This is a genomic window from Streptomyces sp. NPDC039609 (assembly GCF_055596705.1).
On record NZ_JBVIUJ010000001.1, the window covers coordinates 772,156 to 785,254 of the forward strand.

Genomic DNA, 13,099 nt, shown 5'->3' on the forward strand with positions numbered 1-13,099 from the left:
CAGGAATTGACTCCGGACGACAGATTCTTGACCCTGGGCGACATGCCAGTGATCAGGTCGGCCGGCCTGCGGGGCTTCCGCGCGACCGTCGCGGAGCTCGGCGGCGACGCCGAGGAGTTCGTAAGCAGGGTGAACCTGCCCCTCGCGGCCCTCGACTCCGACGACCTGCTCGTCGAGGACGAGGCCGTGGCCACGGTCCTGGAGCTCGCCGCCGCCGAACTCGGCTGTCCCGACCTCGGCCTGCGCATGGCGGCACGTCAGGAGCTCGGAATGCTCGGCGCCCTGGCGCTCGCCATCCAGAACTCGCCCACCCTCGGCGACGCCCTCGCATGCACCGTCCGCTATCTCTTCGTCCACACCGAATCGATGCGGTTCGGCCTGGAGCCGGATCCGTACGGGACACCGGGCATCGTCGCGCTCGGCCTGGGCGTCGCGCCAGGGCGGGAGTTCCCGCCGCAGGCGCTGGACCTGAGTCTCGGCTTCATCCACCGCTCGATCATGTTCCTGACCGGACCGTACGGGCTGTGCACGGTGGAGCTGCCGCACGTACCGGCCGCTCCCCTGTCCGCGTACGAGGACTTCTACGGCGTGCCCGTGCGCACGGGTCGGCCCGCCGCCCTGCTGCGCGTGCCGCACACGCTCGAAAGCCGTCCGCTCGCCGGCGGTGACACGCATCTGCGGGATCTGGCGGTCGCGTTCCTCGCCGAGCACACTCCCGGCGGGAGCCCGGACCTCCCCACCCGCGTCCGGGCCGCGGTCCGTCAGTCGCTGGGCACCTCGGCACCGACGATCGCGACCGTCGCCGACCTGCTGAACCTCCATCCCCGCACGCTCCAACGCAGGCTCGCGGAGCAGAACACGACGTTCGCCGCGCTCCTCGACGAGGAACGCCGGCGCGCCGCCCGCCGCTATCTCACGGCCACCGACCTTCCCTTCGGCCAGATCGCGGGTCTCCTGGCTCTCTCCGAACAGTCGGCCCTGAACCGTTGCTGCCGCAGATGGTGGGGCACGACCCCCAAGGAAGCCCGCCGCCACGGCCTTCCCGCCTGAAGCACGGCCGCCCCGCCACCCGAGCCCCAGCGGTCACGGCGTGTCCCGGCGCAGCATCAGCAGAGCGGCGTCGTCCTCCGCGTGCGGGCCCGGGGTGAGCGTGTCGAGGAGGTGGTCGGCGAGCTCCTCCAGATCGTCCGGGCCCGCCGAGAACGCGGCGCTCAGCCGGGCCAGGCCTCGGTCGATGTCCTCGCCCGGCCTCTCGACCAGGCCGTCGCTGTACAGCAGCAGGGTCTCGCCCGGAGCCAGCCGCGCCGAGGTCGGCGAATACGTCGTGAGGTCCCAGTCGGCGGGGAGCCCCAGCGGCGGACCGCCGGCCAGCTCCAGACGGTCCACCGTGCCGTCGGTACGGCGCAGCAGCGGTGGCGGATGGCCCGCGTTGGCCGCGTGGACCGCGCCGGTGGCGAGAGCGATCCGCAGATACTGGCAGGTGGCGAAGCGGTCGGCGCCCAGCTCGGCGAGAAAGGCCGACGCCTTGGCGAGGACCCACTCGCACGGATGGCCCTCCGCCGCGTACGCGGTCATGGCCACGCGCAGCTGCCCCATGAGCGCCGCCGCCTCGGTGTCATGGCCCTGCACGTCGCCGATGGCGACGCCCACCCCGCCGTCGGGCAGCGTCACCGCGTCGTACCAGTCCCCGCCGACCCGCACGCCCTGCCGCGCGGTCCGGTACCGCACGGTGATCCGTCCGCCAGGGGTCTCGGGGATCCTGCGCGGCAGCATGGCGTTCTGCAGACCGGCGGCGATCTCCCGCGATCGGTCGAGCATCGTGACCCGGTGCAGGGCGCGCGCCACCGCCCTCGACCACGCGGTCATCAGGGTGTGGTCCGCGAGCGAGAACGAGCTCGTGTCCTCGTAGAACATGCCCATGGCGCCGAGCGGCTGCCCCTGCTCGACCAGCGGCAGGAACGCTGCGGCCGTCGCGTGGAAGCCGTGCCGGTGCGGCGCCAGCCGCGGGTAGCGGTCGAGGAAGTCGGGCACCGATGTGAAGAAGAGTGGCCTGGCGGAGCGTACGACGTCGTTCAGCGGCCACGAGTCGGCGAGCCGGGACTTCTGCGGGGGCTCGGCATCGTCCAGGGACAGCACGGTGCGGACGAGCCGGAGCCGGCCCTGTTCGAGCACGGCGAGTGACATGGCTTTCACCCCGAGCCCGCGCAGGCACAGCTCGTCGCCGAGGACTGCGGCGACCTCGTGCACGCTCATCGCCCGGGCCAGGGCGATCGCCGCCTCGCCCAGGGTGTGCAGGTGATCGCTGTCCTCGTCGGCCGGCGGCCGCAGCGAAGAGGGGGACAGATCCAGAGTGGCGTCACGGACCACCCCCACGACCCGCGTGACCCCGTCCGAGCCGTCACGCACGACGTTCCCCCGAACGTGTGTCCAGCGGCTGCGACCGTCGTGGAGGGCGACGCGGAAGTAGGCGCTGTACGCGTCCTTGCGGCCGCCCCGCAGCGCCGCGGAGAGACCCGAGAGCAGTGTCCAGTCGTCCCGGAGGATCTTGGGCCGGAGGTCTTCCGCCAGCCCGCGGTACTCCCCGGGGAGCAGATCGAGCGCGTCGCGGCCCACGGGGTCCAGGATCAGCTGCCCGGTGGCCGGAACCCACAGGAAGCAGCCCACGCCCGTGGCCGCGAGGGCCTCGCCGCGGTCCAGCCGCGGTTCCGTGTCGCCCATGCGTGCTCAGGTCAGCGCCGTAGGCGCCGACGGGCGATGTACAGGCCGAGAACGACTCCCACGAGGAGCGTGACCGTGAGGACGCTCCAGAGAGGCAGGGTGACGGTGGGGATCCACAGCCTGATCGTGACCGACCCCGTGTTCGCGGCGATGAACCAGATCGCCAGACCCGCGAGGATCACGAAGGCGATCGTACGCAGACGCATGTCCCGGCCCTTGTAGGACAGAGTCGAGTGGGGATGGTTCGGAGCTGCTGCCTTACGGCTCATGAGGTCCATTATCGGCTGTTTTGCCCAGGACCTCGACCTCACCCGGACGCGCTGCGCGGAGCGGGTGCCACGGCGGCCGGCGCCGTACGGGCCTCGTCCCGCGCCCACAGGGACCGTACGTGGCTGAGGTGGCGGACCATGCAGGCCTCGGCGCCCATCGCGTCACCCGCCAGCATGAAGTCGAGCAGCTCCAGATGCTCCTCCGCCGACGGCAGCAGCTCACCGCGCTCGTCCAAGGCCGTCAGACCGTAGAGTCGTGACCGTTTGCGCAGGTCGCCGACCGTCTCGACCAGGCGTTCGTTGCCGGAGAGGCCGAGCAGCGTGAGGTGAAAACGGCGGTCGGACTCCAGATAGCCGATGAGGTCGTGGGCGCGCGCCGCCGCCACGATCTCCTCGGCGATCGGACGCAGCGCCCGGAGCTCGTCGCGGTCCGCGGTCAGCGTCACCCGACCCACGGTCGGCACCTCGATGAGCAGCCGGATGTCCGTGTACTGGTCGAGGTCGCGTTCATTGACCTCGGTGACCCGGAAGCCCTTGTTGCGCACCGGCTCGACCAGGCCCTCACGGGCCAGGTCGAGCATCGCCTCCCGTACCGGAGTGGCCGAGATCCCGAAGTCCTCGGCCAGACCCGGCGCCGAGTACACCTCGCCGGGCTCGAGCTCGCCGGAGATCAGCGCCGCCCGCAGAGCGTGGGCCACCTGGTCGCGCAGGCGCTCCCGGGTGGTGATCAGATGACTCTGCTTCAGATGGCCCATGTGCCGTTCTCCGACTTCCGCTTGTCGCGCCGTCCGGCCGCCGGGGCGTGGCGCCGCACCACCGTACAATTTCACGTTTTCACGGCGCGTGACAGCTCACAGCAGGAACCCACCGGGGAACGGGTCCTCCGGGTCGAGGAAGTACTGCGCGGTTCCCGTGAGCCACGCGCGCCCGGTGATGGTCGGCACCACCGCGGGCACACCTCCTACCTCGGTCTCCTCGATGAGCCGACCGGTGAACCGGGTGCCGATGAAGGACTCGTTGACGAAGTCCTGGTGCAGCGGAAGCTCCCCGCGGGCATGGAGTTGTGCCATGCGCGCGGACGTGCCCGTGCCGCAGGGGGAGCGGTCGAACCAGCCGGGATGGATGGCCATGGCGTGCCGCGAGTGGCGCGCGTCCGAGCCGGGCGCGGTGAGATGGACGTGCTTGACGCCGCCGATCTCCGGCCGGACCGGGTGGACGGGGCGCTCGGCGGTGTTGATCGCCTCCATGATCGCAAGGCCGGCCCTGAGCAGCTCGTCCTTGCCGTCCCGGTCGAACGGCAGCCCGAGCGCGTCCAGATCGACGAAGGCGTAGAAGTTGCCGCCGAAGGCCAGGTCGTAGGGGACGGTGCCGAAGCCGGGCACCTTCACCTCCCGGCCCACGGCGGAGCAGAACGCGGGCACGTTGGTCAGCGTCACCGCCTTCGCGACACCGCCCTCGACCCGTACCTCCGCACGCACCAGGCCGGCGGGGGTGTCGAGGCGGACGGTCGTCACCGGTTCGACCACCGGCACCATCCCGGTCTCCACCAGCACGGTCGCCACCCCGATCGTGCCGTGCCCGCACATCGGCAGCAGCCCGGACACCTCGATGAACAGCACGCCGACATCGGCGTCCGGCCTGGTCGGCGGCTGCAGGATCGCGCCGCTCATGGAGGCGTGACCGCGGGGCTCGTACATCAGCAGCGTTCGGAGATGGTCCAGGTGCTCGATGAAGTGCAGCCGGCGTTCGGCCATGGTGGCGCCGGGGATCGGCGTGACTCCACCGGTGATGACACGGGTGGGCATTCCCTCGGTGTGCGAGTCGACGGCGTGGAACACGTGACGGGTGCGCACGACGGGGCTCCTCTCAGTGCCGGCCGTCTGCGACGGCCTTCTCGGTGGCGGCGCGGACCTCGGCCTCGGTGATGCCGGTGAGAGGCGAGCGCGGCGGGCGGCAGGGTCCGCCGGGCCGGCCCGCGATGTCCATGGACAGCTTGATCGACTGGACGAACTCCGTCTTCGAGTCCCAGCGCAGCAGAGGGTGTAGCGCGCGGTAGAGCGGCAGCGCCCGCTCGAGGTCGCCGGCGACGGCGGAACGGTACAGCTCCGCACAGGAGGAGGGGAAGGCGTTCGGGTAGCCGGCGACCCAGCCGACCGCTCCCGCGACGGCCAGTTCGAGCAGCACGTCGTCGGCCCCGATCAACAGATCGAGCTCCGGGGCGCGTTCGGCGATCTCGTACGCCCGGCGCACGTCGCCGCTGAACTCCTTCACCGCGACGATGTGGCCGTCCGCATGCAGCGCGGCCAGCAGATCGGGGGTGAGGTCCACCTTGGTGTCGTGCGGATTGTTGTACGCGACGACGGGCAGTCCGACACCGGCGACCTCGGCGTAGTGGGCGCGTACGGCGGAGGCATCGCACCTGTAGGCGTTGGGCGGGAGCAGCAGGACCGATCCGCAGCCCGCCTCGGCGGCCTGTTCGGTCCAGCGGCGCGCCTCGGCGCTGCCGTAGGCCGCGACCCCGGGCATCACCCGCGCCCCGTCACCGGCCGCCTCGACGGCCGTACGGACGACCCGGGCGCGCTCCTCGGCGGTGAGGGTCTGGTACTCGCCGAGCGAACCGTTGGGCACGACTCCGTCGCAGCCGTTGTCGAGCAGCCATCGGACGTGCGCGGCATAGGCGTCGTGGTCGACGGTGAGGTCGTCGTCGCGGAAGGGGAGGGCGGTGGCGACCATGATGCCGCGCCAGGGGTGGGTGGCGGTCCAGTCGGCGGGTGCGGGGGTGACGGTCACGTGAAGCCCTTCGTCAGTGAAATGTGACATGTTACTGATGTCAGTTGCGTCCCTTGTCGGTACGGGATCCAGCCCGAACGGGATTCAGTCGCCGCCCCACGAACGGTCCGGGTCCGGTTCGAGTGCGGCGAGCCCCCCCAGCGTCACCGGGACGGCCAACGGGCGGCGTTCGGGGGAGCCGGGGAGTGCGACGTCCCGCGCCCCTCCGCGCGCCAGGCAGGCGACGGCGGGCCCGCAGACCCGGCCCTGGCACCAGCCCATGCCCGCCCGGGTCAGCAGCTTCACCGTACGGGCGTCGCCCGCGCCCAGGTACTCGACCGCCTCGCGGACGCGCCCCGCGTCGACCTCCTCGCAACGACACACCTCCGTCTCGTCGTCGAGCCAGCCGCCGGGGCCGTACCAGCCGTCGCCCGGTGCGTGCGCCGTCGCCATCAGCGAGGCGAAGGCCCGCAGCCGGGCACGTGCGCGCAGCAGGGAACGCGTCCGCGCGGGCCACCCTCCGACGGATGATCCGCCCAGCCGTGCGGCGATCGCGGTGCCCGCCAACTCACCCTCCACCATGGCCAGTCGGGCGCCGCCGACACCTGCAGTCTCGCCCGCCGACCACAGGCCCGCGATCGTGGTCCGCTGACCGGCGTCGACCACGAGGGCCGTCGCGCCGTCCGGAGTGGCGCGGGTCGCGCAGCCGAGGGCGGTACCCAGGTCGATCCGGGGAACGAGACCGTGGCCCACGGCCACCGCGTCGCAGGGGATCCGCCGCTCGGTCCCGGGCACCGGGCGCCAGTCGCCGTCCAGACGGGCGACGGTCACCGCCTCCACCCGCTCGGCTCCGTGCGCACGGACCACGGCGTGCCGCGCGTAGGGCCGCACACCGTGCAGCGCCAACGGCGCCATATGCCCGAGCGCCTCCGCCAACTTGCCCGGGCCGGCGGCCAGCACACCGGGCCGCCGTGCGTAGCCGAGATAGCCCGCCGCCTCGACCACGGCGGGCACCCGGGCTCCCGCCGCCACCAGGGAGGAGGCCACGGCGAGCAGTAGCGGACCGCTGCCCGCGACCACGACCCGGCCGCCGGGCAGCACGAGCCCGGACTTGAGCATCGCCTGCGCACCCCCGGCGCCGATCACACCCGGCAGGGTCCAGCCGGGGAAGGGCAGGTGACGCTCGGCCGCACCGGTCGCCAGCAGCACGGCACGGCCCCGCACCACCACGGGCCGGTCACCGTCCCCGTCGGGCCCGGTGACGGCGTGCACGGCCCATGAGGCGCCGTCCGTGCCCGCGCCCGGCACCCCGCTCCGCTCCGAGGCGACGGTCCAGACGTGGTGCCGGGGCAGATGGACGCCCCGGCTCGCCTCCCACCGCCGCCGCAGCCCGTCGAAGGCTGCCCAGTCGTGGTGCAGCGCCTCAGGCCGGGCGGCGCCGAGCGTGGCCGCGGGTTGCCGGTAGAACTGGCCGCCGAGCCCGGCGTCACCGTCGAGCAGCGCCACCGAGAGGCCGCGCTCGGCGGCGGCGACGGCACCGGCGATTCCGGCGGGACCGGCACCGACGACCACGACGTCGTAGCCGGCGGAGGTCACCGCGGGATCCCCATCGCCGCTAGCGGGCGTCGAGTTCGGCACGGCCGTGTCCCTCCTGGGTGGTGACGACATGGCCCGGCTCGGCCGGGACGAGACAGGCACGCCGATTCGGACGGCCGTCGACCGTGACCAGACAGTCGAAGCACTGGCCGATCCCGCAGAACACCCCGCGCGGCTTCCCTCCGGCGCGCGTCGTCCGCCAGGAGAGGATCCCCGCCGCCCACAGGGCGGCGGCGAGCGACTGCCCCGGCAGGGCGGTGACGGGCCGCCCGTCGAACGTGAACGTGATCGCCGGACCGGGCCGGGCGTCGACGAGTGACCGAGGGGTACGGGCCCGGCTCACGCGGTGCCTGAAGCGACGGATCATGCGCAGTCCCAACGGAAGGGGAACGGTGGACGGGTCGTCCCGGGTCATGTGGCCTCTCCGAAAGGCCGGGCGGAGCGCCGCTCCGCGTCGGAGAACCGTTCCGGTCGGAAGGGGCGGGCGTCCATCGACGGCGCGGTCCCGGTCAGGAAATGGGAGATCAACAGGCCCGTCGCCGGGGCCAGTCCGATCCCGGCGCCCTCGTGTCCGCAGGCGTGGAGGAGCCCCGGTACGCGCGGGTCGGGTCCGATCGCCGGAAGATGATCCGGCAGATACGGGCGGAATCCCGCGTACGCCCGCGTCACCCGCACGCCGGCGAGGACCGGGAACAACCGCGCGGCGCCCTGGGCCAGCCGGCTCAGGGCCGGTGTCGAGAGCGTACGGTCGAAGCCGACCCGCTCCCGGCTGGCGCCGATCAGGACCGGCCCCGCCGGCGTCCCCTCGACGACCGGAGAGGTCTGCAGGGCGGCCGAGTCGCTCGCGACGTCCGCGACGTAGTCCGCCGCGTACACCTTGTGCCGCACCACCCGCGGCAGCGGCTCGGTGACCAGCACGAAGCCGCGGCGGGGAAGGACCGGAAGCTCCGCGCCGGCCAGCCGGGCAAGGTCGCCGCCCCAACTCCCGGCCGCGTTCACCACGTACGGGGCGTGCTGCACGCCGCCGTCGGCGGTCCGTACCCCGCGTACGGAACCGTCCGCACCGGTGAGTACGGAGGTGACCTCCGTGCCGGTGCGGACGGTGGCGCAGGAGGCGCGCAGCAGCCGGGACGCTGCCAGCGCCGGTTGCACCTGCGCGTCCTGGGGGTAGTGGAACGCGCCCGCGAGGCCCGGTGCGAGATGGGGCTCCAGGTCGTGGAGCCCTTCACCGGGGATCTCGTACGCCTCGACGCCTGCCGCGCTCTGCGCCTTCGCGAACCGTCGCAGGGCCTCCAGGCCGTGCCCGTCCGAGGCGACCACCAGGCCGCCCTTGGGCTCGAACTCGGCCTCCGTCCGAAGAGCGGGGGAGAGTTCGCGCCACAGGCGGTTCGACAGCAGCGCCAGATCCAGCTCGGGCCCCGGCTCCTTGTCGGAGACCAGGAGGTTGCCCTCGCCGGCGCCGGTCGTGCCGCCCGCGACGGGGCCGCGGTCGAGGACGGTGACGGTGAGGCCTGCGCGTACGGAGTAGTACGCGCAGGCCGCGCCGATCATTCCGGCGCCGACGATGATGACGTCGGTCGCCGCGGAGAGGTGTCTCGTGGGCACGTCGGTAATATTTCACATGCCACCGTGCTCGCCAAGAGGTCCAACATGCGCTGATGGCAACGGCTTTCGTGGGTGTTCCCGCCCTCTCATTCGTTCCCGTGAACCCTCAAGCGGCCCATGGGTAACGGAAACTGACGGTGCGCAAGGCTTCTCAGTGCAATTTCACATTGCTATGTTACATGTCATGTTCAGGGCAGCGTCACGTCAACAGCCCTGCGCTCAAGGGAAGTTCACCACTTCACCCCCCATCACAGGAGACTTCGTGTCCCAGCACAGAGCCGTGCGCACGACCCTTCTCGCCGCAGTGCTCGCGACCGGCCTCACCGCCCCGCTCGCGTACTCGGCCCAGGCCGCCGCCCCCATGAAGACACCGGCCACCTTCGCACCGCGGAACGCCGGTCCGACGGCCCCGGCGGCCTACGCCCCGAACCCGCACGACGAGGTGGACCGCCTCGCCGAGGCGCCCGCGGCGAAGACAGGACCCGCCGCCGCGCCCCGCGGTGTCACCGCCGGACGCGTTCCCGGACCGCAGAGCGACCCGAGCTCCCAGGACCGGGCCCGTATCGGAAGCGCGGCCACCACCCGGGCCGGTGTTCCCTGCACGCTCGACGGCATCACCGGACTGACCCCCGCCCAGTTCGCCGACTTTCTCGCCGACCCCGCCGTCGAGGCCGACGGCTGCCTGCGCGGTCTCATCTGGACCTGGGACGCCCGCCTGGCCCCCGTGATGTCGGACGCACATGTGCAGGCCGTCGCCAAGCGGATCAAGAGCCTCGCCGCCGACCACGACGGCACCAACTCCAGCCACCTCCTGGAGATGTTCACGTACCTCCACGCCGTCGCGTACCACGACTTCAGCCGGTCCGAGATAGACATCACCGACGCCCCCACCGTCGAGACCATGCGCGCGGCCACCGCGGCCTACGCCTATGCCTCGCACACCTTCGACGTCACCCCGGAGAACGCCCAGACGCTCCGCGAGGCCCTCTACACCGGTAGCGCTCCCGGCCTGCGGCAGCACCAACTCGGCCTGATCGCCCAAGTCCTCGCCCGCATGGGCGCCGGCCACCCGCAGACCTCGGGAGACCCCGGCTGGGGCGGTGCGGCCCTCGCCGCGCTCTCCGTCAACTACCTCGGCGTCTACCCCGGCAACCAGGACACCGCCTTCCGTGCCGCCGTCGCCCAGAACGCGGGCTACCGCGCGGCGTTCAAGGACTTCTCCACCCACACGCACCTCAAGAACACCGCCAACGCCTGGGTCGTCCGCGACGCTCTCGGCGAGTACGGGCGCTTCGGCCAGATCGACAGCCTCAGGAGCAGGATCGTCGCCGACCTCGGCGGGCTGCTCGGTCCGGTCGAGACCGGCTTCGGGACGGGAAGCGCCCCCTGGGCCTCTCTCGTCGGCTGGCTCAACTTCTACGACGCCTGCGCCCCGTACAAGGTCTGCAAGGCCGACATCGAGGCGAGGATCTTCCCGTACACGTACACGTACGACAACGGGGCGATCAAGGTCCGCACCGGCCTCGCCCGCGCCACCGTCGACCAGCTCTACTACGCGAGCAAGCAGGTCAAGGCCCAGTTCCACCGGGTACTCGGCACGGAGCAGCCGCTCGCCGGCGATCCCAACACCGCCCTGAACATCGTGCTCTACGCCTCCCGCCAGGACTACGAGACGTACCACCCGATCCTGACCGGGATGGGCACCGAGAACGGCGGCATCTACATCGAGCGCGGCGCGACGTTCTACACGTACCAGCGGCGCGTGCCGCAGGACTCCAGCCTCACGCTCGAGGAGCTCTTCCGGCACGAGTACGTCCACTACCTCAACGGCCGCTTCGCCGTCCCCGGCTTCTTCGGCGAGGGGCCGTGGTACGAGAACGACCGCACCACTGCCATGGACGAGGGCACCGCGGAGTTCTTCGACGGCGCCACCCGCGACGACGGCATCGCGGTCCGCAAGTCGCTCGTCGAGAGCGTCATCAGGGACACCGCCTCCGGCGGCCCGCGCATGACCGTCGACCAGATCCTGCACGCCACCTACGACGGCGACGGCTTCCGTTTCTACAGCTACGCGGGCACGTTCTTCGAGTACCTGTGGACCGAGCGCCCCGCCCTGCTCCGCGCCATGTACGGCTACCTCCGCGCCGGAGACGTCCGGGGCTACGACACCTGGCGCGACACCGTCGGCAAGGACGCGGGGACACAGGCCGCCTACGACGCCTTCCTCGACCGGCAGATCGCCCGCGTCGACGAGCTGTTCGTGCCCGACACCACCCACGAGCCGACCGCCGGCCTGCGACACGCCACCCCCGACCAGATACGGTCCGCCTTCGCGGCCGCCACCGGCAACACGCCCACCTGCACCGGAAGCGGCGACCCCTTGCTGCCGCGCTTCCTCTGCACCGGCCGGATCACCGCCAACCTCGCCGACGCGACCGACCCCGACAAGGTCTTCAAGGACATGTCCGAGACCGTCGACTACTTCGTCCTCGACCGGAGCCGGAGCGGCGGAGACAACTTCAACGACATGAACTGCTCCTTCGGCCCGGTGGAGATCTGGACCGGCGGCCGCGCCGGAACGGCCGGCTTCACCTGTGAGGGTCCGCTGCGCCGCTGACCCCGCCCGCACCCTCCAGGGTCGGACCCGCCTCCTCCAGGGGGCGGGTCGCGGGCCCCTGGAGGACCCGCCCGTCGGCCGCCGCGAAGCGCGAGCCGTGACAGGGGCACTCCCAGGTGTCCTCCAGCTCGTTGAAGCCGAGCTCACAGCCCATGTGCGTGCAGCGCGGCGCCCGTGCGACCAGGTAGTGCCGGGCCACGGACGCCTGCGCCCGCACCACGTCCGGGAACTCCCGCAGGGGCAGATGACGGCGCGGATCGAAGAGTTCGGTCCAGTCCGGGCGTGGGGCGCCGGTCACATGGGCGGCCAGCAGACGGCCCGCCATGACCCCGTTGCTCATGCCCCAGCCGCCGAAGCCCGTGGCGACGAAGACATGCTGCGTGTCCGGGTGCTCATGACCCACGTACGGAACGTGGTCCGCCGACCGCACGTCCTGGGCGGCCCACCGGAAGGTGGTCCCCGACTCACCGAACCCCGGGAAGGCCCGGCGGGCCCACCCGGTCAGCCGCTCGAGCCGGTCGCCCGCGTGATCGGTACCGGGCTCGAAGGCCTCGCCGGTGACGATCAGCAGCCGGTGGCCGTCGTCGTACGGGGCGGTGCGCACCGACCGGGTGCCGTCCTCGGGCGTCAGGTACATGCCCTCGGGCGCCGTCGCCGTGGGGACAGGGGCGGCGACCACCAGTTCCCGGCGAACCGTCAGCCTGGTGATCAGCGAACTGTGCACGATCAGCGGAAAGTTCGTCGCGACCACCACATCCTCGGCGTGCACGGTCACACCGCCCTCCGTGACCAGCTTGCACGCCGCGAGCTCCCGCAGCTCGGTGACGCGGGTGTGCTCGTGGACGGTGCCGCCCCGGGCGACGAAATCCTCGGCGAGACCCAGCAGGAACCTGCGCGGGTGGAAGAGGAGCTGGCCGTCCAGCCGCACCGCCGCCGCCACCGGGAAGGGCAGATCGGTCTCCGTCACGTACGAGGCGTCGAGCCCGGCCTCCAGGGTCGCGGCCGCCTCCGCGCGGATCTCCCCGGCCCGCTCCTCGTCCGTGACATAGGTGAAGGCCGGCGCCCGCTCCAGCTCGGCGTCGATGCCGAGCTCCGCGCACAGGCCCACCACGTGGTCGAGCGCCTCCTGCTGCGCGCGGGCGTACCGGGTGGCGGCGAGGAGGCCGTGGGCGTCGCGGAGCGCCGCGTAGGTGAGGCCGTGCAGGGCGGTGAGCTTGCCCGTGGTGTGGCCGGAGACCCCGCCGGCGACCCGGTCGGCCTCCAGCAGTACGACCTCACGTCCTGCTCGGACCAGCTCGTGCGCCGTACACAGGCCCGCGATGCCGCCCCCGATGACGACGACGTCGGCCGTCAGGTCGTCGGTGAGGGCGGGGCGGTCGGGAGAGGGTGTGCCGTGCATCCAGTACGAGGTACCGATGTGCGCGTCCGCGGGCATGGCGCACTCCTTCCCGAACGGGGCTGCTGCCCCGCGCGTGCCCCGCCCGGGGGCCGACCATGCGCCGCCCGGCCGTCGACCTCCATGAAG

The 13,099-nt window shown here is 72.2% G+C and carries 11 protein-coding genes; 2 read left to right on the forward strand and 9 right to left on the reverse strand.

Annotated elements, in window-relative coordinates; translation table 11 throughout:
* Positions 1-42: 42 nt before the first annotated feature.
* The gene (locus ACZ561_RS03415; RefSeq protein WP_470989072.1) at positions 43-1,050 is read left to right on the forward strand and encodes an AraC family transcriptional regulator; all 1,008 of its coding nucleotides are present in this window, start codon (positions 43-45) and stop codon (positions 1,048-1,050) included.
* Positions 1,051-1,083: 33 nt separating this feature from the next.
* Here the strand turns inward: ACZ561_RS03415 and ACZ561_RS03420 are convergent, their stop codons facing one another.
* From ACZ561_RS03420 to ACZ561_RS03455, 8 genes are all read right to left on the reverse strand, one after another.
* Entirely contained in the window at positions 1,084-2,718 is a 1,635-nt protein-coding gene (locus tag ACZ561_RS03420; RefSeq protein ID WP_470989074.1) for a PP2C family protein-serine/threonine phosphatase, read from the reverse strand.
* An 11-nt stretch (positions 2,719-2,729) separates the two neighbouring features.
* Positions 2,730-2,987 carry a LapA family protein gene (locus tag ACZ561_RS03425; protein ID WP_470989076.1) on the reverse strand — a complete coding sequence of 86 codons (258 nt, stop codon included), beginning with the start codon at positions 2,985-2,987 and terminating at the stop codon, positions 2,730-2,732.
* 38 nt (positions 2,988-3,025) lie between these two features.
* Entirely contained in the window at positions 3,026-3,742 is a 717-nt protein-coding gene (locus ACZ561_RS03430) for a GntR family transcriptional regulator (RefSeq protein ID WP_470989079.1), read from the reverse strand.
* A gap of 96 nt (positions 3,743-3,838) precedes the next feature.
* Entirely contained in the window at positions 3,839-4,840 is a 1,002-nt protein-coding gene (locus ACZ561_RS03435) for a proline racemase family protein (protein WP_470989082.1), read from the reverse strand.
* 13 nt (positions 4,841-4,853) lie between these two features.
* A complete protein-coding gene (locus ACZ561_RS03440; RefSeq protein ID WP_470990047.1) occupies positions 4,854-5,720 on the reverse strand; it encodes a dihydrodipicolinate synthase family protein in 867 nt (288 codons plus the stop codon).
* Positions 5,721-5,861: 141 nt separating this feature from the next.
* Positions 5,862-7,424 (reverse strand): FAD/NAD(P)-dependent oxidoreductase, encoded by a 1,563-nt coding sequence (locus ACZ561_RS03445; protein ID WP_470989085.1) that lies wholly within the window; start codon positions 7,422-7,424, stop codon positions 5,862-5,864.
* Complete coding sequence (locus tag ACZ561_RS03450) at positions 7,372-7,719, reverse strand: (2Fe-2S)-binding protein (protein ID WP_470990049.1); 348 nt, start codon at positions 7,717-7,719, stop codon at positions 7,372-7,374. The genes ACZ561_RS03445 and ACZ561_RS03450 overlap by 53 nt, the downstream gene beginning before the upstream one ends.
* 44 nt (positions 7,720-7,763) lie before the next feature.
* A complete protein-coding gene (locus ACZ561_RS03455; RefSeq protein WP_470989088.1) occupies positions 7,764-8,957 on the reverse strand; it encodes an NAD(P)/FAD-dependent oxidoreductase in 1,194 nt (397 codons plus the stop codon).
* Between the two features lie 262 nt (positions 8,958-9,219).
* Between ACZ561_RS03455 and ACZ561_RS03460 the strand changes: the two genes are divergently transcribed.
* Complete coding sequence (locus ACZ561_RS03460) at positions 9,220-11,574, forward strand: collagenase (RefSeq protein WP_470989090.1); 2,355 nt, start codon at positions 9,220-9,222, stop codon at positions 11,572-11,574.
* On the opposite strand, the gene ACZ561_RS03465 is transcribed toward ACZ561_RS03460, so the two are convergent.
* Complete coding sequence (locus ACZ561_RS03465) at positions 11,546-13,009, reverse strand: FAD-dependent oxidoreductase (protein ID WP_470989093.1); 1,464 nt, start codon at positions 13,007-13,009, stop codon at positions 11,546-11,548. The two genes, ACZ561_RS03460 and ACZ561_RS03465, sit on opposite strands and share 29 nt — an antisense overlap.
* Positions 13,010-13,099: the final 90 nt, after the last annotated feature.